We start from the raw sequence: 21,215 nt of genomic DNA on the forward strand, positions 1-21,215 counted from the left end.
TCATCCTGCCCAACGCGCACTGCGTAAAATTGCAGTTTGATCTAGTAGTCGCAAACACTGTTTGTTTTGAGCATCTAATAACCACTCTCCTCGCAAAAAAGGAGCCATTGTATCCGGTACATTTGTTGGTGTCAACAGATGCTGTGCATCTAGCCAATCCATACCGCCAATTTCTTCTACAGCCAAACCGACAATTGTGTCTTGTTCTTCTATGGCGATCACCGGAATTTCGGCGCGATCTGTATTTAATACTGTTGCTTCCCCTAGAAATTGACCCAAATCAGCCACCCAAATAACTCGACCTCGTAAATTTAGAGTACCCAAAAGTAAAACAGAAGCATTAGGGATTGGGGTGATTCGATCAGGACTCAATTCAATGACTTCCCGAATACCAGTGGCTGGTAGTGCAAATTCGTGATGCGAAGGAATAGTAAATCGCAAATGTAACTCACCTTCAGGACTTTCTACTCGTAATTCAGGACGAAAGTGATCTTGTCCATTACCTCCTAAAAAGTCCGGTTTATTGACCATTTTCTGCTTATCCTTATCCTCGCAATAGTTGTTTGACTGTTCCCACCAATTCAGTCGGTTGAAATGGTTTGGCTATGTAGGCGTCTGCACCTTGTTTCATCCCCCAATAACGATCAAATTCTTCCCCTTTGGAAGAACACATCACCACAGGGACATTTTGGGTTTTGGGATCAGACTTTAAGCGGCGGCAAACTTCGTAGCCATTCATTCGGGGCATGACAATATCTAATACCACTAAATCAGGAGCAGTTGTTTGAATTGCTTCCAAAGCTTCTATTCCGTCATTAGCATGGGTTACTGTTAAGCCACTCGCTTTCAGGAGGTCTGTGATCATCTCCCTTTGTGCGATACTGTCTTCCACGATCAGAACTGTACTCATAAACCCCCCTATCTACCTCCTGATGTAGACGTCCCTACTTGGAACACGCCCTGCTTTCCCCGTAAGCATTTACTGTATAAAATAATTTTATTTTTCACTTTTACTAGACAATGAGGTTTCTTAGGCTGGCTGGTTCTGTAGATATTATTTTTTACTCTATCTTCTACCAGATCAACAAGTGCTATGTTTGTTTTATTACTTTATATTCCCTGTAGTTTAAATATTTCTTCACAAGAATTACTAATTCAGTATGCCCAAATGATTTGGTTAAATAATCGGTAGCTCCTACCATTGTGGCTCGGATTCGAGTAAAAAATCCTTCTTTGGCAGTGAGCATAATAATAGGTATATTCCGAAACGATTGGGAGTATCGCAGCATTGCACAAATCTCGTATCCATTTAACTGTGGCATAGCAATATCACAAAAAATTAAATCGGGTTGGAATTGAAAAACAAGGGTGAGTGTTTCTAGGGGATTTGTGATGGCGATCGCTTCATAAGTATTAAAAACAAATGACCAATGACAAATGACTAACCACTAATTAGTGGGTGATCACACGGTAGTCATCATAACTCACAACAGTAGAAAATATTGGATAAACAACGAGTTATTTCTATGAATATCCAAACGTGATATTTCCTTTCTATACATATATTTTGCCTGCCTTGTTTACCTATGATTTGAGTTAGACAAGGTAGGTTAACGCAATTATTTAATGTATAACCAAAAACATAACTATTAAGTGCATCAAAAGGATTAAAGGAGTGCTGTATTTAGCAGAAGTACAAAAACAAAAAGGTGGTTTACTTGGTGGTGGTGGTAAAACGGAGCTAAAACTTCTCGCTTGTCAACGGACAGATCAAACTTGGAGTGCTGGAGCAGAAGAAATTATTACAGCGGAAGAAGCCAGTAAATTAAATGATGGCGCGCTCATACTCGTAGAATTGAATCCTCAGCGTCAAGTGCAGCGAATTCAAGAAGCGGGACGGCCGTTGGTAAATATTTTGCAGAATTTTTCCCGTCAGCTAGAAAAATTTAAACTGAAAGAAGAAGAAATTGACCAATGGAAAGAGTCGCTAACATTTCAAGCGCAGGAGCTGAACCGCCGCGAAATAGAAATGGAAACGCGCTTAGAACAACTCCAGCAGATGGAGGAGGATTTTCAACGCTTGGATGCAGAAAAACAGGAAGTGGAAACTTCTCGTACTGATATCAAAAAGCTGCAACAAGAAATCGAGGGTAACCGCCAAGAACTTGAAGGAGCTTGGGAGCATTTACGGGGTGAGCAGCGTCGCTTAGAAGAATATCAAGCACAGTTGCACCAAGAAAATGTGGTAAATGAAGAACAAAGTCGCACCTTCAAAGATTTGCTCGACCGCCTTTCTAGTAGTGTTGTTCCGACAGAAATAGTCCGAGAAAATCTACATCTAGCATTTGAAATGGTGGAAAAACAACAAGCTTTGCTTAATCCCTATTGGGAACAATTAGAACAACAAAGAAGATTAGCTGATGAACAACAGGCTGAAATTGAGTATTTGTCGCAAATTTTTTTTGAACGTCAAAATGAATTGCATCAAGCTCAAAATTCTCTACAACAACAAACAGTTGATTTACAAAAAAACACAGTTACTCTGAATAGTAAACAAGAGTATTTTCTGATATTGGAAGTACAACTGCAATACCAAGAACACTTATACCAAAAAATTTCCGCTTTATCTGCAACTTCTGGTGATGGAATTTCATCTGCGGAGATTGATATTGATACTTTAGAAAAAATGCCTATAGAAGAACTGCAAAAAATAGTGCAGGACTTACAAGATAAGTTAAATATAGACTCTAGTTTTGTTAATGATCAAGAACAAGAACTGAAACATAAACAACAAACTATAGAAGAAATCCAACAAAAAATCAATCAATCATCAGCAACTGAACGAAGTCAATTGGAAACAGAATTAGCAGATGAAAAAGACCACTACCAAATGCTCAATGAAACTTTGGTGGGACAACGCCGTCATTTAATTGAGCGTCAAGCACTTCTTAAGCAGCATAAAATAGTATTAATGCGGCGACAAGGACAAAGCCTCGCAAATGTTCAGGAAGATGAAAAATTAGATTTAAATCCGATACTCGAACAAATCCAAAAACAGCGACAACAACAGTCAGAAATACTACAAAATTTAGCAACAGAGATTGAACAGATAAAAAATAGCATTTATCAAATGCAAGAAAACATTGAGCAGCAAACTCAACAACAGTCGATGAAACGTGAGGAACTGCAAACAATAGAGCAGAACTTGCTATCTTTACGAATAACAACAGCTAAATCTCAAGGTCAGCTAAATTTATATCAACAAGCATTACAACCAATTCAAGATACCTTGGATGGATTGCGACATAAACTACAAAGTGTTTCTGAATCTTTTGCTGAAGTTCAACAAATTGGAGATTCCCAACTCGACGCTATTACCCAAATTCGTCAAGTAATCTTAAATTTGATTTCTCAACCAGAATTAGTAGGGACATAGAGATTAGGGACTAGGGGTTAGAGATTCATAAATAATTTCTAATCCAGATCCAATCACCTTCTACTCTCGCTGTCGCACCACCGGGAAATGGATCGGTTTGCGATTTATTTGGTGCTGTTATTAAGGTTGTAAGTTTCTCTATTTGCTCAAAACTAGGACTTATAGGAAGTATTTGTTGTAATACTTGCCGTATTACCCGTCTTTGCAGAGCAAGAGGGGCTTTTTGTAATACATGACGATTGAGTTTGAGAGGAACAGAACAAGAGGAAATGGGGACATTCTCATACGGTGACACGGAGAGTATTGTTGATAAATCCACTGTGTCTTCTCCTTCTTTGCTCATTGCTTCTTCTCGCAACTCTTGAGCAGCTTTTTCTAAGTATTCTACTTCTGCTTGCAGTAGTTCTGCTGTTTGGGCTAAAGCTGATTCTACTTTCGGGTTAAAATTTTGGCACAAATATGGTAATAATTCTTGGCGAATACGGTTACGGGCGTATTTTAAATCTTGATTTGTAGAATCTTCCCAGATCGGTAGTTGAAAATCCTCACAAAATAGCCCGGTTTCGGCGCGGGTGATTTCTAAAAGTGGTCGCACTAGCATGATGCCATTAACAAGTGGACGTTGCCAAGTTAAAGCTTGCAAACCATCAGCCCCAGTACCACGAATTAAGTTGTAAATTAGGGTTTCTGCGCGATCGCTTGCTGTGTGACCGGTAACTACATATTTATAGTTATACTGCTGGGCGATCGCACTCAAAACTTTATACCGCCATTCACGTGCAGCAGCTTCAGTTTGTATAGCTTCTCGCTCTTGCGTTTCTACAGTCTCTAAGTAAAATGATATACCCCAATTTTTCGCTAAATTTTCTATGTGTTGGGCATTAGCTTCTGAATCAGAACGCCAGCGATGATCACAGTGGGCAATACCTAAGTGCCATTCCCATTTTTGTTGCAAATCTAACAGCAATTTTATTAAACACAGAGAATCTTGTCCACCGGAAACTGCTACTAGTAGGTGCTGGTTACGTTCAAATAGGTGACGCGATCGGATCGTGCGATGTGTTTTTACATGTAAAGGAGTCCATGCCATTTTGGATTTTGAAATGCAGATGGACGCATAGGTGTAGGTTTTTTAAGAGTGTGAGGGTGTAAGGGTGAAATTTAATTGTTTTTCTTCCTCTTACACCTCTACACCCCTACATCTTTATGCTAAAGCTGGTACAGGAATTACCAAATGAGGGTACAAGGGGAAGCGATCGCACAGTGCTGCTACCCGTCGCCGACAATCAGCCGCAACACTTTCGGAATCTGGATTTAACAGGCGATCGGCAATAATATTGCCAATCTCTGTAAACTCTGCTAATTCCATACCCCGTGTTGTCATCGCCGGTGAACCCAATCTCAGACCACTAGTTACAAAGGGTGATGCTGGATCAAAAGGAACGGTATTTTTATTCGTGGTAACATTTACAACACTGAGTTCCTGTTCCGCTTGCTTTCCAGTCATACCTATACTCCGTAAGTCTACGAGCATGACATGATTTTCAGTCCCATTAGATACTAGCTTAAAACCACGATTTTGAAGTTGTGTAGCTAAAGCACGAGCATTTTCAATTACTTGGGCAGAATAAGTTTTAAATTCGGGCTTCAAAGCTTCTCCCAAAGCCACTGCTTTACCAGCAATGACGTGTTCTAATGGTCCACCCTGAGTTCCAGGAAAAACAGCTTTATCAAGTTTTTTACCCAATTCTGGGTCACGAGTCATAATTAAACCACCTCTAGGCCCTCGTAGGGTTTTGTGGGTAGTTGTTGTCACCACATCACAATAAGGGATGGGGCTGGGATGTAAACCGCTAACCACCAAACCAGCAATATGGGCAATATCTGCGAGTAAATATGCACCAATTTCATCAGCAATGCTACGGAACTTTTCAAAATCGATGATCCGGGGATAAGCAGAATAACCACAAATTAAGAGCTTAGGACGCTCCCTTAGCGCCTGCTCTCGAATTTGGTCATAGTCTAGTTGTTCTGTTTCCTGATTGACACCATAATGAACAACCTTAAACCATTTTCCCGACACATTTACAGGTGAACCGTGAGTCAGGTGTCCCCCATGGGATAAATCCATTCCCATGATCGTGTCTCCTGGTTCTAGGAGCGTTAGAAAGACAGCAAAATTCGCTTGAGCGCCAGAGTGGGGTTGTACGTTTGCATGAGCAGCATTAAACAATTGTTTAGCACGGTCAATGGCGATTTGCTCTATTTCATCTATAAATTCACAACCGCCATAATAACGTTTACCAGGCAAACCCTCAGCGTATTTATTTGTGAGTACTGAACCCTGTGCAGCCAGTACAGCTGCTGAGGTAAAGTTTTCACTAGCAATCAACTCTAAGTGATCACGTTGACGCTGTAGTTCTTTGTTGATTAAATTGGCAACTGCGGGATCGGAGGAAGTCAAAAAATCTGAATTTGTCAGAGTCACTTTTAGCTATCCTTGAATGGAAATTTGTGTGCAAGTGGGTTGTTGGTAGTTAGTTGTTAGTTGTTGTAAGGGCGCAAGGACTTGCACCCCTACAGTGGTTGTTCTAAACAACAATCAACAACCAACCACCACAAGTAATATATTTATTTAGGCTAACCCACATATCAAGTATGGATCATTGCTGGAATTTGTTGGTTCTCATGAATTTATGTATTCGTTTTTACTACAAAATATTTGATCCAACATACAATAGAATTAAAGCCCAATTAGATCCATTTTTTTGGTTTGTTATCAACTGCATATTTCCAAACTGAGTTTGGAAAGCGAGAATTCATAGATGTTGAATTGATGAACAGGTTATTGATCTGTTAAGTAGACTAAATACATTATTAAATACATCTGCGATTAAATTACAATCTACAATCCAAAATACCAGCTTAAGGGGAAATATAAGAAACTATTGAGGAGTTAAAGGAGGGATTTGGATGCTAGTAATTTTAATGGAGGATCAGATCCTTGCCCCTCAGCAAGTTTGTCAATCTTGTCTACTCGCTGATAGTAGTGGTCAACCCCGTTGGCGTCAAGGTCAACTATATTGCGGTCACATAATCAGCAAAATCACTGAGCGTCAACCAGATCAGTACGAGTGTATGATGGGTTTTCGCATTGCTAACATAGAATGAACCATAATGTGTGAGAAATAAGAAATAACTTAACTGCGTTATTCTAGGGTCAGGTGACTATTGGATTTTAATCTTAGGAGAGCGCAGTATGACTTGGCGTGGATCTACAACAGTTAAAGACAGGATTTTTGCTTGTTTACCTTATTTACTTCCGATTATTGAAGTTTTTGCTTATGGGCAATTTTTTCTGAAACAGTTTCCACCTGTACAAGTGTTGTTTCTGCCCTTGGTGCCATTATTGCAAATTTACTATGGCGTCCGTTATGCCGGATTGATTATTTTCTTTGGTTTATTTATCTTCGTAGTCCGAAACGAAAAAATCAGTCATTTTATTCGTTTTAATACTATGCAGGCGATTCTTTTAGACATTGTAGTTTTCTTGTTTGGAATCCTAACTGATATTGTAGGACTGCTTCCATCTGGAGGTTTTGCGATCCAAACCTTGTATACTACAATTTTTCTAGGAATAGTGGCAGCATCTGTATATTCTATAATCCAGTCGCTGTTAGGGCGTTATGCAGAAATTCCTGCTATTTCTGATGCAGTATACATGCAACTGCCACGTTAGCGATCAACTACCTACTACTGTGTTTTCCAGGCGACCAATACCTTCAATTTCTATACGGACGCGATCGCCGATTTTCAGAGACCCAACTCCCACAGGCGTACCTGTCAGCACAATATCCCCCGGTAACAGTGTCATTACCTGACTGATGTAAGATACAAGATAATCTGGGGGAAAAACCATTTGGTCGATAGTTGCAGATTGTACAGGAGCAGGCTCTTCATTTAAGAAAGTCTGTAGTCTGGCTCCTGGGCTGATTTCGCGCACAATCCACGGTCCTAGGGGACAAAACGTATCAAAGCCTTTTGCTCGCGTCCATTGACTATCTTTTCTTTGTAAGTCTCGCGCTGTCACATCATTGGCGATTGTATAGCCCCAAATTTTCATTTGGGCTTCTTGGGGTGTGCAATTAAAAATGCGATCGCCAATAACTAATGCTAATTCTCCTTCATAGTCTACTCGTTGTGACTGGGGTGGATACTGAATTTTTCCTAGCGAAGCAATGACAGATGTGGGCGGTTTGAAAAAAAGCAGTGGTTCAGGAGGAACATCAGTTCCCATTTCCGCCGCATGTTCTGCATAATTTTTGCCAACAGCCACGATTTTTGAAGGCGCACAGGGAGCCAAAATTTCGTAGTCATCTGGTTCTAATATTAAATCCGTGGGTTGACCTTGTAACCAGGGGGGAGCATCCAGCACCTGCACTTTCATCGAAAGTTGTAGCAAACCATAATAAATCTGCCCTTCTGGATTCTGAACTCGCACAAAGCGCTGCGCCATAACTTTGATAAGTACCTCTGTTTGTAATCAAATCGCTTCTAAAGTCAATTGTCTACAGTCCGAAGTCTATAAACTAATGACTAATTGCCGGAAACTGGCGCACCCTTGCGGTAAGCCGAAGAAGGTAGTTCTACAAACATTTCACAAAATCTAAAATTCTTATCATTCACCTCCTTGTTGGATCATATTTTAATTTCACTCTTAAAAAACGCTACGCTCAGAAATTGTGTCAAACTCCTAAACATCACAAATAAAAGATTTCACACTTTGGCAAATTTCTTGTAAGATCGTAATTCCTTGTTGCTGTATGTATAGTTAGTTGAATTGTATAAATAAATACTTTTACTAATTATTGACACCAGCAGCCACACAGTCCAAAAGGAGATTTAAAGCCATGCAAACAGTTTACGAAACAATGTACATCTTGCGTCCTGACTTGGGTGATGAGCAAGTAGAGCAAATTATTGCTAAGTATGAGAACTTGCTACGGGAACAAGGTGCTGACAAAATTCAAAGTCAGAATCGAGGTAAGCGTCGTTTAGCTTATGAAATTCAAAGGCAAAGAGATGGCATATATATCCAATTGAACTACACTGGTCCAGGCAAAATGATTGCTGTGTTGGAACGCGCTATGCGTCTGAGCGAGGAAGTTATTCGCTACCTAACACTCAACCAACAGGTAGAAGAGCCAAAGGCTTCTACAGAAGCAGCATAAGTAGTTAGTGGACAGCAGGGGCGCAAAGCTTTGCGCCCGTTGGTTAGTGGTTAATAGATTATTTATTTACTCAAACCCACTAACAACTAAGAACTAGTTATTTATATTTTAAGAAAGTAAAAAAAAATTCGTTTTTCTACTTGCCGAATTCTCCGGGAATGCTAAATTAACTAGTAATTGGAAGTATTAGCCAAAAGTAGTACAACCGCGTTTATACCTAATAAGGGGAAAGATTATTCACCGGAGCTAGTTGCCACTGTGAGCCAAACTGATAACTCCAATATTCAAGCTCTCTCTACAGAACTATCAAAGTTGCGTCAAGAATTGCAACTTCGTGATCAATTAGTGCAACAGCTGTCTCAAGAACTGTTCCGACTGGTGAAGGGTAATGCTAATTTTATGCCCCAGCCAGAAATGTCTGAGCGTTATCAAAGTCAGCTTCAAGCTTTGCGAGAACAACTAGAAGCAGTTGAAAAACAAGTAGCTTTTTATCAAGAACAAATTTCTAATCGAGATACTGAAATCTATCAGTTGCGTCAGTCGGTGCAAGAACTAAGCGATCGCAGTCGGATGCTGGAGCAAGTAGTACAGGAACTACCACAAATTTATCGCCGTAAATTTGATGAGCGTATGACTCCAGTTAGAGAAAAAGTCGCAATGCTACAACGAGAAAACCGTCAGTTACAAGCAGAACTGCAAAGTGTGAGTTATCGTTTAGCCCAGAAAACTCGTACGACTTCTCACAGCGCTATTGATTTACCAAATTTTCCACCCATGGCATCTGAGGCAGGTAATATTTCTACTGTGCAGAATGCTTAAACTTATTTTGGCTATGTCAGCATGTGGCATGGCAGTTGCAACTGGTAATGGATTATGGTTGCTTTTAGTGATTCAGTAGTCCTTACTAGCAAAAACACCAATTATTGAGAGAATCAACAGCTTTAGCCAAAAAGTTTATCAAAAAATTGTTTCCCACCCTAGCTGCTTTGAGTAGCCTAGAAAATGCAAAACCTAGTACTGCAAAGCCACTGCTTGACCTAACCATTAGTTTTCAAGTACGGAGTGGCAATTTTAACGTACCAGCAACAAATTACTTTTGTTTACAAAACCCAATATTTCTTCTTGATTGTGAACAATTTCAAATACTGAATCGAGTTGAGTCAGTTCTAAAACTAACCTCACAGGTGTTTGTACGTTGCACAGTACTAAACGACAACCATTTTGTCGTGCAGCTTTCAATCCATTAACCAAAGCAACTAAACCGGAGCTATCCATAAAATCCACCTCAGCTAAATCAATCACCCAGAGTTGATCACGCTGGGGTAATAATTCAGTCACCTTTTCACTGAAAGCCACACTACCCTCTAAATCCATGCGTCCTTGAGGCTGAAACAAGATGATTTGGCGTTCTGATGTGAGAGTCATAAATTTTTACTGGGTTATTGAATCAATCAAAAAACAAAAAAACAGGCATAAAAACCGCTTTGTTTACAACCGTAATAATACTGCTTTCCTTAGAAAATTGGTAGCCTTACAATAGTACGGTTGAGACGAATAATTTCAGTATTCATGCCGTATAATTTATCTTAATCTTTCCTCAATATAGGCATAACCCTCTAAGAATTTTAGTACTACATGTACTTTTTACAAAATTTTTATAATTAGCTAGGAAGTTTATAAATTTTTCATAAAAAAATTTTGCTTTACTTCTGTACATGTACTGATGTGGTAGAACTTAATGTACAGAAACAGTGGTTATGACGTCAAAATAAATACTAAGTAAAGTGTTGATAAAAATGTATTTTCCCTGCAATCCCACTAAAATAGTGAGTAAGAGCATTCTTGAAATCGAATTTAGCGATTTCCCCAGTTCAGAGAAATTGATGAGTTTGATAAAGTTTATTTAAAGTTAACAGGTACTTAAATGTAGTTCATGTGTCTTTCAAACACTCGATTGACACCCTATTAAAACACGAGACAAGATATAGTAAAAGTAAACATTTGTAAAGGCTGCGGTGCTGAATGTCTTTGGAATTTATCTCGTTAGAAAATATCCAGAGAATTGCCCATGATTATGGATACTGGGCAATTTTTTTCGGAATATTGTTAGAGAACTTGGGCATTCCCATTCCTGGTGAAACCGTAACCCTCGTCGGTGGGTTCCTAGCTGGTAGTCATGAATTAAATTACTGGCTAGTTCTGGGTGATGCTGTTGCGGGAGCCGTAATTGGTGGTATTTGCGGTTATTGGGTTGGTAGGACAGGGGGCTGGCCAATTCTAGTACGAATTGGCAGCCTGTTTAGATTTTCAGAAGCTCGACTGTTGACTATAAAAGAGCAATTTAGTGAAAATGCAGCAAAAGCAATCTTCTTTGGGCGTTTCTTAGCCTTATTGAGAATCTTTGCTGCACCTATGGCTGGTATAGCTGGAATACCTTTTGGAAAATTCTTTTTTTATAACTTCATCGGGGCGACTGCGTGGGGTGGGGTGATGGTGACACTGGCATTTTTTGCTGGTACTGTTGTTTCCCTAGAACAGTTGGTTGCGTGGGTTAGTAAATTTGCGATCGCTGCCCTATTAATTCTTGCAGCCTTTATCATTATTCCCCTGTGGCTAGAAGCTAGGCAACAGAGAATAGGGACTGGGGATTAAGAGGACAAGGGGGACAAGGGGGGCAAAGGGGGACAAGGGAGCAGGGAGCTCTTAGCAGGGAGCAGAATAACCAATCCCCGATCCCCAATCCCCGATCCCCGATCCCCGTTACCCCTTATCCCCAGAGGGGGCCCCACCTTCCCCGATCCCCAATCCCCTATTCCCTACCGTGCTGCGCCCAAATCCGAGTTGGCAAACCCCAAACGTAAATAAAACCTTCGGCTGCCTTATGATCAAATTTGTCATCAGCTCCGTAGGTTGCTAACTCAGGAGTATACAAAGAGTTTTCGGAATGACGCCCAACTATGGTAGCGTTACCCTTAAATAGCTTGACTCGAATTGTTCCAGATACTTGCTCTTGTGTTTTTTGAATAAAAGCATCTAGGGCTGCTTTCAGGGGACTGTACCACAAGCCGTTATAAATCATTTGGCTGTAAGTTTCTTCTATACCCCGTTTGTAATGGGTAACATCTGCTGTGAGAGTTAAACTTTCTAAATCGCGATGGGCTTGAATTAACACTACCATTGCGGGAGATTCGTAGATTTCCCGCGATTTAATCCCTACCAAGCGATTTTCAATCATATCGATGCGCCCAACACCGTGATTTCCTGCAACTTGGTTGAGATGTTCGATTAATTCAATCGGTCTTTTTGTTTCACCGTTGAGACTGGTAGGAATACCTCTTATAAAACCAATATCAATATATTCTGGCTCGTTGGGGGTATCAGCGATCGCCTTTGTTAATAAATAAATTTCTTCTGGTGGTTCCACTGTAGGGTCTTCCAGGATTCCGGCTTCGATACTCCGACCAAGGAAATTGCGGTCAATACTGTAAGGAGAAGACTTTTTCACGGGTGCAGGAATGCCGAATTTTTCTCCGTAAGCAATGGTTTCCTCACGACTCATACCCCATTCCCGTGCAGGTGCGAGAATTTTGAGGTTGGGGTTGAGGGCTGCAACAGATACATCAAAACGCACCTGATCGTTACCTTTACCAGTGCAGCCGTGAGCGATCGCATCTGCACCGTATATTTCTGCTGTTTCTACTAAAACTTTAGCAATCAGCGGACGAGCTAAGGCTGTTGCAAGAGGATAGCGATTTTCATAAAGCGCATTGGCTTGAATGGCAGGAAATGCATAATCTTTGACAAACGTCTCTTTAACATCTGCCACTAATGACTCACTTGCACCTGATTTCAGGGCTTTTTCTCGGACTGGTTCTAATTCATCTCCCTGTCCCAAGTCTGCTGCTAAAGCAATTACTTCTTCTACACCCCACTCATGCTTGAGGTAGGGAATGCACACCGATGTATCTACTCCCCCAGAATATGCCAGGACAACCTTTTTGGCGCGACCCATTAGCTTCTCCAGTCAAAAAACAAATAACCGAGTCAATATTATATCCAATTGACACTCACCAGGCTAAAGCTAGGGTGATTCTTAAGTTTATTAGTACAGTGAACAGAGCCAAGCCAGGGCGGGTAGTGGTTAGTACTGATGAACAACTAGAGGTAGAGCTTAGAAAAAGACTAGCTCTATAAAAAGTTTTCCAATCCAAAATCCAAAATCAGTTTATCCACTCCGGGGTATACGCTCTATCTCCGCATATCCACTGAAAATTAATCGTTTTCCCTCCGTTTCTAATCGATTCAGTCGCATTTTGACTCCATCTAAGTCAAAGCGATCTAAATCAACCATGTTATCCAGAATTTCTACCAACGCCAGACTCAAGTTTTGCGAAAGTTCTCGCTGTGCTTCCGGTACTTGTTCAAGATCAATTCCTTGATTGGTAAAAGAAATACGCCGCCGCCGTTCAATACTCACAGCTACAGTCATACTGATTGGCACAAGTTCACCGTTGTCCAAATCCGCTTTTGCCAAAATTCGCAGTCGATTTTCTGTCAATAGTTCTACTTGCACGTCAATAAATGAGACTGGCTTTCCACCAGATAATGCAGTTAAAGCAGGTAAAGATTGATTCAATAGTCGCTTTGTCACTAGTTCTGCTTTAAAGGCCCGGTTAATACCTGCTTCTGTCAATACAACTTGAGCGATCGCCTGGGTGGGTTGCTTGAGACTGAGTTTGCCACTTAAAACAGAGCTAAAGTCAATAGCAACCGCATCGGTTTCGATAAAAATTTCTTCAGCAGCAAAATCTTTACGGATAACCAAGCCACGACCTTTCATTGTGAAGCTATCGATGCTGCCTTGCAATAGCTTGCTGGAAGGGTGACAACGGACAAAGACTTCTACTGACTCGCTTTTGGTGAACAGATGGCGAATTGTTTGGGTAGCAACAGTGTTGAGCATCTGCTCTCCCCAGTCTGTGCCTTTTGGATTTGTTAAACCAGTAAGTCCGCCGAACATTTTGGTTGATGTCTCTAGAAGTTCTTTGTATTTTTGTAACAAATTGTGAAGAGAACAGCAACCATCTAGGGATTAGTTGTGTTAATGGTTAAGTGTGGGTGTTGCATATTTGTGGAATGATCTTATTTTATTCCATGGCTCGAATTAATTTATTTGCTTGTGTTTGCGCCCGTTGCATCGCCTGTTGTAGCGGTTGTTGTCCCAGTAAAGCACTGATAAATTGATTATCAAAGTTGTTCATAATGGCGGCGGGGTATTTACCTGCTTGCCAAGGCATAGCATAACTGACTCCTGCAACAAAGGGCGATCGCAATGGGTCTTTGTCGTAACCCAATTTTTCAGCTACTGATTTACGTGTCGGTAAAGTAAAGCCTGTTGCTGTCCACTTTTCCATACCTTCTTTACCTGTGAGATAGGAAATCAACTCCCAAGCTTCGGTTTTATGTTGTGTTTGTTTGTTCATGACGTAGGCAACAGTAAATAACATTGTGCCTTTTTTGTTATTTATAATTGGTATTTCTACGGTAGTAAAATCTAATTGAGGAAAAGTTTCTTTCAGGTAGTTAATAGCCCAGTTACCTTCAATCACCATTGCGACTTTACCTTGACCAAACATTTCACTACCTGAGTTTGTTCCAACGTCCGATTTTTGAGCGGCGGTATGGTCTTTTTGATACTGATCTACTACCAACTCTAATCCTTTGATCCCAGGTTCCGAAGCAAATACAGCATAACCATTTGCATCTACAAGTTGTCCACCAAAGGCTTTGATTTTGTAAGCTTGACGCCCTAACTCTGGGATAATGCCATAACCGTATTGGTCAATTTTTCCGTCTTGGTTTTGATCTACTGTCAACTTTTTGGAGTAGGTACGCAATTCATCCCATGTTGTGGGAGGACTTGTTAAGCCTGCGGTAACAAAAGCTCGCTTGTTGTAAAAAAGAGTTAGGGTAGAGTAGTCTTTAGGTAAACCATATATATGATTGTCATACTTAAAGCTGTTAAGTATTGTCTCCTCAAAATCAGCTAGGTCAAATTCCGGGTTAACATAAGCGTCTAATGGCTCTAGAACGTTCTGGCTCATTAAAAAAGGAGCCTCAAAAGCATCCAAATAGAAGACATCAGGTGCTGCTTCGCCAATCAAGCGCGTTTTAATCACATCCATGTATTGGTCGGCGATGACCTCATACTTTATTCTGATACCTGGATGCTGTGCCTCAAAGTCTTTGAGTACTCGTTTCAATAGTTGTTGCTCAGTCGGATCTGCACCCCAACCGCTAAGTTTTAGGATGACTGGAGTGGTTGTCGTGGTAGTGTGGGGCAAAGGCGAATTCTGGCAACCAATCATACAAAGAGCGACCGCTACCATGAACGCCAAAAATTTCCCAAAAATTCTTTTGCTCACCAGAATCTCCGCGACGAAGAAGCCTTAATTCATGTGCCGGGGTAAGCCATGGGCGAATTTATTCGCCGCCGCATAATTAACATTCTTCTTATAGTTTCTCTTACTCTGGAATGAATTTTAAAAAAATTAAATTTTTATTAATACATGCACGGTAGAATAACTAACAATTGACATTGATTCTGAGTGAAGAAGATATGTCTCGAAACATTGATATATTTTAGTTTTTCTCAATAAGACAAGAACAAAGAAAAACAAAAAGTAATTTTCTCGCCTTAAAAGCAGATGTAGCTAATAGCTAATAGGTCATAGCAATCAACAATTAATGATTAATTATCAACTCCGTTTATGAATCATGATCAGATGGAAACCGATTCATCTATAATATCAAAAATTTCTGAAATTGAAATTTCAAAAACAACTATTCCTTCTGATATTCTACCAATAGATAGAGACAAATTTTCCAAAGATGCTATTCGTACTAGCCTCAAGGCTTCAACCCTGGATGGTATATTTGCAGGCATTTTTGGTATTACGACTGGCGGCATTTTATTGAGTAATTTTTTAGTAGAATTGGGCGCTAGTCCAGTAGCTTTTGGACTGCTTGCTTCTATTCCTATGCTGGTGAATTTAATTCAACCTCTGGGTGCTTATATATCAGAACGTTTTCACAGTCGCTGTCAGTATTCTCTATTAATTTATGCACCTTCTCGACTAATATGGTTGATTTTAGTAATTGGTATAGCAGCCTTTAGCCGCAAACTAATTGATTCTCAGCAGTTAATTACATTAACACTCTTGATTGTCTCAGTAAGCCATCTTTGGGGTGGTTTAGGTAGTGCATCTTGGCTTTCATGGATAGCCACGTTAGTCCATCGACGCTTGCGGGGGCGATATTTTGGCATACGCAACAGTGTTGCTAGCTTGACCAATTTGATTTGCGTACCTTTAGCTGGATTGGCTATATCTCATTGGTATGGCGGTACTCTCCAAGGTTACGGAGTAGTACTGTTTACAGGTATTTTGTTTGGGATAATGAGTTTGCTCTGTCAGTACTTTAAACTAGATATCAATCCTCAAGTACAAAATGCTGTAGTTACAGATGCAAAAAATTTAGATATAACTACCAAGGGGCAAATAACAGATGTTAACTTGGTCTCTCAACCCAAATTTTGGCAGAATATCCGCAACGACACTAATTTTTTAATGATTTTGCTCTACTTCAGTATATGGATGTTTGCTGTTAACCTTTGTAACCCCTTTTTCAATCTTTACATGTTAGATACCTTGAACTTAGATGTTAGTTGGGTAACTGTTTACAGCAGCCTGCAAGCAGGGGCAAATATGTTAATGTTGATTCTCTGGGGGAGATTAGCAGATAAAATCGGCAATCGTTCTGTTCTATTCTTTATTGGAATTTTAGTAGCGATCGCACCTTTATTGTGGTTAGGTATTGGCTACACTCCCCTTGATCTATGGCTATGGTTGCCAATATTACACCTTTTCTTGGGAGGAACTGGGGCGGCTATTGATTTGTGCGGTAACAATATGCAGCTAGAAGTTGCACCAGTCAGAAATCAGTCGGTATATTTTGCAACTATAGCAGCGGTTGCTGGCTTGTGTGGTGCTTTCGGTACAATTCTGGGTGGTTTTCTCGTACAAATTAATTTTTGTGGAGGTTTACTAGGATTGTTCGTTTTCTCCACAATATTTAGGCTTGTTGCACTTTTACCACTTATTTTTGTGCAAGAGTCACGGGGACAGTCTTTTATCCAAGCCTTCCAAATTTTTCGGCCGTTTAGACTAAGGGTTAGAGGTTAGGCATTTGGGCTGCTAAGAACCTGCTTTCATCAGATCATTGTTTACAATTCGACTTGGTGTCTTAGTGTCTTGGTGAGTCCACTTGCCGTCTTGGACGCCACGTGCTACAAGCCGGGGAACCCGTCCAACGCAGTGGCTCCGCTTCCCGTCACGTTCAAAGTAGCGTCCCGGAGGGAACTTGGCAAGGTGGCGAACCTGAAGGGTGGTTAAATTAAGGTTTATTTTTTCACCACTTAGACACTAAGACAAAATGCTTTTACCCTTGACTATTCTGCAAGCGTCGAACTTAAACTCATAGTTTTTTCCCACAACACTACATTGTGAGTGTTAGTTGTAGCGGGGGGCTGATGTAGAGAGATTAACTGAGTTAAAGTACTTTTTAATTGGGTACGCGGCACAATTTCATCAACAAAGCCGTGTTTTAATAAATCTTCCGCAGTTTGGAAATCATCAGGTAGTTTTTCTCGTAGGGTTTGCTCGATCACTCGCCGACCTGCAAAACCAATAGTTGCTTTGGGTTCTGCTATGATGATATCACCTAACATAGCAAAACTGGCGGTAACTCCACCTGTGGTAGGGTTAGTTAATATCGGTACATACAACAACCGTGCTTCTTTATGCCGTTCTAAAGCTGCGGAAATTTTTGCCATCTGCATAAGTGAGAGCATTCCTTCTTGCATTCTTGCTCCACCAGATGTGCAAACGATGACTACAGGATACCGTCTTTGAGTAGCTTGTTCTATTAAGCGGGTGAGTTTTTCGCCTACGACTGAACCCATACTTCCACCCATGAAGCGAAAATCCATGACTCCCAGGGCGATTGGTAAACCGTTGATTTCACCTAATCCTGTTTTGACAGCATCTACCAAGCCGAGTTTTTCTTGTGTTTCCCGGAGGCGATCGCTATAGGCTTTGCGATCACGGAATCCCAAAGGATCGCCAGGACGCAATTGTTCATCAAGCGGTCTCCAGGTATTAGAATCTATCAACTGACGGATGCGCTCATCACTATCTACCCGATTATGATGTCCACATTCGGTGCATACCATGAAATTTGCTTTTAAATCTTTGGCGTAACTTAATACACCACATTTAGGACACTTGTTCCATAGTCCATCTGCGATTTCACGTTCTTGGCGTTCTAAACTGATAGGTCCTGATTTCCGTCGGTTTGCAAACCAATCAAACAGAGATTTTAAACCACGTGATTCTTCGTTGTTTGCCATTTGTTTCTTATGCCAGTAGAGTATGTCAAAAACAGGTTTATCCCTTTGGAGGAGTCATTGTCATTTGTCATTCGTCACTTGTGTTTAGTTTGTAGTAATGACTCAATCACTAATGACTACACAACAAACTTTGTCTTATAAGCAATATTTCAGATCTAGTTTTGCATCTGTGCTTGTCAGCTTAACGAAAATAAGTAAACCAGTTCAAGTGTGTTGTTCTAGATGCCAAGATGTTTATAATTTTTCAGGTACGAAGAATATACAGTTGCTTATTGGACACGGTAAATTTCAAAGTGAGATCAGAGAAAATATTGCTTTGTTTTAATCCTTCATATCCAAAAGTTACCTGCAAAGTTACGGATATACCATCCCTGAAATAAAATTTCATCCCCAGACCAATAATAATTTGTTGATATGTGGTTAACAGCTAGATTTTGCTGCATTAGTTTAGTTTTTACACTGTTAATTTTGTAAAGAAGCTTATCCATCGTTACAGGATTAATCTTAACAGAAGTTAAATACTATTAAGGGTAATGAAGTTTACAGTTGAAGGTTGATAAGTAGCGGTGTCCTGAAATGGCGAGCTTTTTTCCGATCTCCTTGTAAGTTCATGTTTCGGCTTTCTGCAAAGAATATATGTGCAAATGTTCCATGCAAGTCTCTATTCGTTGTTCCCTTTTACCTTCAATTTACAAACAACCGTAAGTAGCTAGACAAAATTGTCTCTCCACCAAATAAAGTTACTACAGATCCAAGAGCCAGAAACGGGCCGAAAGGCATTTTATATCCGTATCTTCGCCGCGATAAGATGATCATACTGCCACCTACGGATACTCCCAACAAACAAGCAACAAAAGCAGCCAAGAGTAAATACTTCCAACCTAACCAGGCTCCCATCATGGCTGCTAGCTTGGCATCACCTCCACCCATTACAGTTTTACCAAAAATAATTGAACCAACTGTAGCGATCGCATCAAACAGCCACAATCCTAACACTATTCCCCAGCTCGCTATCATCAAGTTACTAGCTACTGCTGTCCAGCTAGAATTAGGCAAAAAACCAACTACTGCTTGAAATACTATCCCAATCACTAATCCTGACTGAGTCAGTTGGTTTGGTAAAGTCATTGTATCTAAATCAATCAGTGATAGTGCTAGTAACCAACTACAAAATACCCAGTAGCCAATAGTCAACAAAGATGCATCAAAATTCCAGAAAATTAGTAAAAATAACAATCCTGTCACCACTTCTACCACTGGATAGCGCAGAGCAATCTTACCTTGGCAATAACGACAACAGCCTTTTAACCATAGCCAACCTAGCACTGGTATATTATCGTATGGCTTAAGTTTAGTTAAGCAATGGGGACAGCGAGAAGGAGGAAAAAGCAAAGATAAGCCAGCAGGAAGCCGATAAACTACAACATTAATAAAACTGCCAATAGAAATACCCAAGGCAAATACAATTAAATTTGCCAGGATGAGCATCAAAGTATCCATAATTCAGTGCTTTGTCATTTGTCTTGTATCCTACCCTGCGGGTAAACGCTTAGGCGTCTATGTCATTTGTATAACACCAATAACTAATGACCAATGACTATTGTACAGACGCAATTCATCGCGTCTCTAATACATATGCGATTCAATTTGATTCAAAGGTACAAAACATTCTGCGGGCAAGAGGGCTGCTTGAGCATTAAAAATCACCTTGCCACGATGAGTATCACGGTTAATTGCTACACCAGATGCTTGTCCAGCCACTTCAGGATGTACTTCGCAGTAAGTGTAGTAGATTTTACCAGCTGCTCTGATGATGGCAGGATCAATCAAAGGTGGCTGGTTCTTAGACCTGGTATAGTTTGCTTGTTCTTGTCGTAAAGCGTACACAACTTATGGGGTATAGTTATGAGGTTTTGTGTTAATAGTGTATACGAAAGTTTCAGCAATGGTTGCTAAAATTTTCGGTTGCTACTAGGGCAGATTATTCTTCCAATACTTGAATTAACGCCTCACCCATTGCACGACAACCCAACAGTTGCATACCCGAAGACATGATATCTCCAGTACGAGCGCCATTTGCTAAAACTTGCAACACACCTTTTTCCACATAGTCTGCGGCGGCGGCTTGGTTTAAACCATAGCGCAGCATCATGGCTGTACTCAAAATCTGGGCTAAGGGATTAGCTTTATCAAGTCCAGCAATATCAGGAGCAGAACCATGAACAGGTTCAAACACTCCTAGACCAGAAGCACCTAAACTAGCAGAAGGCAACATGCCAATGCTACCAGTGAGCATAGCAGCAGCATCTGAAAGGATATCGCCAAACAGGTTCCCTGTGACAATAGTATCGAACTGTTTAGGAGCGCGTACTAACTGCATAGCAGCATTATCTACATACAGATGAGTAAGTTCCACATCCGGATATTGCGCTGCTAACTTCGTCATGCGATCGCGCCACAGTTGTGATACTTCTAAAACATTGGCTTTATCTACTGAACAGAGTTTGCTTTGGCGTTTGCGTGCGATTTCAAATGCGACTCTACCAATGCGATCAATTTCAGACTCGGTGTAGGCCATTGTATTGACACCACGCTTTTCACCAGTTTCCGTGTCAAAAATTCCCTTGGGTTTACCAAAGTAAATTCCACCAGTGAGTTCGCGCACTACCATAATATCAACGCCTTCCACGATTTCACGTTTCAAAGTAGAAGCATCAATTAATTGGGGTATGATTTTTGCCGGACGCAAATTAGCAAATAATTCCAAACCTGCACGTAGTCTAAGTAAACCTGCTTCTGGACGTAAATGAGATGGCAAAGAATCCCACTTATAACCACCAATCGCCGCTAATAATACTGCATCACTGTTGCGGCATACATCTAAAGTAGCTGCTGGTAGGGGTTCTCCTGTGGCGTCAATTGCTCCACCGCCGATCAGTGCTTCTTGAAATTCAAACTGAAGATCAAATTTTTTTTCCACGACTTTAAGCACGTTTACCGCCACAGCCATAATTTCAGGGCCGATGCCATCGCCAGGAAGTAAGGTAATGCGGTATTGCTGTGCCATAGTTAGTTTTAA

General features: G+C 40.6%; 20 protein-coding genes and 1 pseudogene. 7 read left to right on the forward strand and 14 right to left on the reverse strand.

Annotated elements, in window-relative coordinates; all coding sequences use genetic code 11:
- The 3 genes and pseudogenes from B4U84_RS24610 to B4U84_RS24620 form a co-directional block, all read right to left on the reverse strand.
- Entirely contained in the window at positions 1-531 is a 531-nt protein-coding gene (locus tag B4U84_RS24610) for a chemotaxis protein CheW (protein WP_017312154.1), read from the reverse strand.
- A 13-nt stretch (positions 532-544) separates the two neighbouring features.
- On the reverse strand, positions 545-910 hold the full coding sequence (locus B4U84_RS24615; protein WP_017312153.1) for a response regulator transcription factor: 366 nt from the start codon (positions 908-910) through the stop codon (positions 545-547).
- Between the two features lie 181 nt (positions 911-1,091).
- Positions 1,092-1,409: pseudogene (locus tag B4U84_RS24620) on the reverse strand (response regulator); the annotation flags it as partial.
- A gap of 266 nt (positions 1,410-1,675) precedes the next feature.
- On the opposite strand from B4U84_RS24620, the gene hmpF reads away from it, so the two are divergent.
- The gene (gene hmpF, locus B4U84_RS24625) at positions 1,676-3,436 is read left to right on the forward strand and encodes a pilus motility taxis protein HmpF (protein WP_131120854.1); all 1,761 of its coding nucleotides are present in this window, start codon (positions 1,676-1,678) and stop codon (positions 3,434-3,436) included.
- A 25-nt stretch (positions 3,437-3,461) separates the two neighbouring features.
- Here hmpF and tilS read toward each other — a convergent pair whose 3' ends face one another.
- Both tilS and glyA read right to left on the reverse strand, forming a co-directional pair.
- Complete coding sequence (gene tilS / locus B4U84_RS24630; RefSeq protein WP_131120855.1) at positions 3,462-4,526, reverse strand: tRNA lysidine(34) synthetase TilS; 1,065 nt, start codon at positions 4,524-4,526, stop codon at positions 3,462-3,464.
- A gap of 114 nt (positions 4,527-4,640) precedes the next feature.
- Positions 4,641-5,924, reverse strand: coding sequence for a serine hydroxymethyltransferase (gene glyA, locus B4U84_RS24635; protein ID WP_017312149.1), 1,284 nt, complete (start codon positions 5,922-5,924; stop codon positions 4,641-4,643).
- 485 nt (positions 5,925-6,409) lie between these two features.
- Here glyA and B4U84_RS24640 point away from each other — a divergent pair, with 485 nt between their 5' ends.
- Both B4U84_RS24640 and B4U84_RS24645 read left to right on the forward strand, forming a co-directional pair.
- Positions 6,410-6,607: a hypothetical protein gene (locus tag B4U84_RS24640; RefSeq protein ID WP_131120856.1), complete on the forward strand. Its 198-nt coding sequence runs from the start codon at positions 6,410-6,412 to the stop codon at positions 6,605-6,607.
- 88 nt (positions 6,608-6,695) lie between these two features.
- Complete coding sequence (locus B4U84_RS24645) at positions 6,696-7,175, forward strand: Tic20 family protein (protein ID WP_017312147.1); 480 nt, start codon at positions 6,696-6,698, stop codon at positions 7,173-7,175.
- Positions 7,176-7,178: 3 nt separating this feature from the next.
- Here the strand turns inward: B4U84_RS24645 and B4U84_RS24650 are convergent, their stop codons facing one another.
- The gene (locus tag B4U84_RS24650; RefSeq protein ID WP_131120857.1) at positions 7,179-7,952 is read right to left on the reverse strand and encodes a fumarylacetoacetate hydrolase family protein; all 774 of its coding nucleotides are present in this window, start codon (positions 7,950-7,952) and stop codon (positions 7,179-7,181) included.
- A gap of 394 nt (positions 7,953-8,346) precedes the next feature.
- Here B4U84_RS24650 and rpsF point away from each other — a divergent pair, with 394 nt between their 5' ends.
- Together rpsF and B4U84_RS24660 are read left to right on the forward strand one after the other, a co-directional pair.
- A complete protein-coding gene (gene rpsF, locus B4U84_RS24655; protein ID WP_017312145.1) occupies positions 8,347-8,667 on the forward strand; it encodes a 30S ribosomal protein S6 in 321 nt (106 codons plus the stop codon).
- A gap of 258 nt (positions 8,668-8,925) precedes the next feature.
- Positions 8,926-9,486, forward strand: a complete 561-nt coding sequence (locus tag B4U84_RS24660) for an Npun_F5560 family protein (RefSeq protein WP_026082049.1) — start codon at positions 8,926-8,928, stop codon at positions 9,484-9,486.
- Between the two features lie 252 nt (positions 9,487-9,738).
- On the opposite strand, the gene B4U84_RS24665 is transcribed toward B4U84_RS24660, so the two are convergent.
- Complete coding sequence (locus tag B4U84_RS24665; RefSeq protein ID WP_017312143.1) at positions 9,739-10,092, reverse strand: STAS domain-containing protein; 354 nt, start codon at positions 10,090-10,092, stop codon at positions 9,739-9,741.
- A 597-nt stretch (positions 10,093-10,689) separates the two neighbouring features.
- Between B4U84_RS24665 and B4U84_RS24670 the strand changes: the two genes are divergently transcribed.
- Positions 10,690-11,319, forward strand: coding sequence for a DedA family protein (locus B4U84_RS24670; protein ID WP_017312142.1), 630 nt, complete (start codon positions 10,690-10,692; stop codon positions 11,317-11,319).
- Between the two features lie 157 nt (positions 11,320-11,476).
- On the opposite strand, the gene B4U84_RS24675 is transcribed toward B4U84_RS24670, so the two are convergent.
- From B4U84_RS24675 to B4U84_RS24690, 3 genes are all read right to left on the reverse strand, one after another.
- Entirely contained in the window at positions 11,477-12,679 is a 1,203-nt protein-coding gene (locus tag B4U84_RS24675) for an argininosuccinate synthase (RefSeq protein WP_131120858.1), read from the reverse strand.
- Positions 12,680-12,892: 213 nt separating this feature from the next.
- The gene (locus B4U84_RS24685) at positions 12,893-13,687 is read right to left on the reverse strand and encodes an LmeA family phospholipid-binding protein (protein WP_017312139.1); all 795 of its coding nucleotides are present in this window, start codon (positions 13,685-13,687) and stop codon (positions 12,893-12,895) included.
- A 127-nt stretch (positions 13,688-13,814) separates the two neighbouring features.
- Positions 13,815-15,056 (reverse strand): ABC transporter substrate-binding protein, encoded by a 1,242-nt coding sequence (locus B4U84_RS24690; protein ID WP_131120859.1) that lies wholly within the window; start codon positions 15,054-15,056, stop codon positions 13,815-13,817.
- A 381-nt stretch (positions 15,057-15,437) separates the two neighbouring features.
- Here B4U84_RS24690 and B4U84_RS24695 point away from each other — a divergent pair, with 381 nt between their 5' ends.
- Complete coding sequence (locus tag B4U84_RS24695) at positions 15,438-16,910, forward strand: MFS transporter (RefSeq protein WP_131120860.1); 1,473 nt, start codon at positions 15,438-15,440, stop codon at positions 16,908-16,910.
- Positions 16,911-17,176: 266 nt separating this feature from the next.
- On the opposite strand, the gene accD is transcribed toward B4U84_RS24695, so the two are convergent.
- The 4 genes from accD to leuB all read right to left on the reverse strand — a co-directional run bounded on the left by accD (position 17,177) and on the right by leuB (position 21,203).
- Positions 17,177-18,136 (reverse strand): acetyl-CoA carboxylase, carboxyltransferase subunit beta, encoded by a 960-nt coding sequence (gene accD / locus B4U84_RS24700; protein WP_017312136.1) that lies wholly within the window; start codon positions 18,134-18,136, stop codon positions 17,177-17,179.
- Positions 18,137-18,820: 684 nt separating this feature from the next.
- Entirely contained in the window at positions 18,821-19,636 is an 816-nt protein-coding gene (locus B4U84_RS24705) for a prepilin peptidase (RefSeq protein WP_131120861.1), read from the reverse strand.
- Between the two features lie 126 nt (positions 19,637-19,762).
- Entirely contained in the window at positions 19,763-20,023 is a 261-nt protein-coding gene (locus B4U84_RS24710) for a hypothetical protein (RefSeq protein WP_131120862.1), read from the reverse strand.
- Between the two features lie 94 nt (positions 20,024-20,117).
- Positions 20,118-21,203 (reverse strand): 3-isopropylmalate dehydrogenase, encoded by a 1,086-nt coding sequence (gene leuB / locus B4U84_RS24715; protein WP_017312133.1) that lies wholly within the window; start codon positions 21,201-21,203, stop codon positions 20,118-20,120.
- Between the last annotated feature and the right edge of the window lie 12 nt (positions 21,204-21,215).

Source organism: Westiellopsis prolifica IICB1, from assembly GCF_004323185.1.
GTDB classification, from domain to species: domain Bacteria; phylum Cyanobacteriota; class Cyanobacteriia; order Cyanobacteriales; family Nostocaceae; genus Pelatocladus; species Pelatocladus prolificus_A.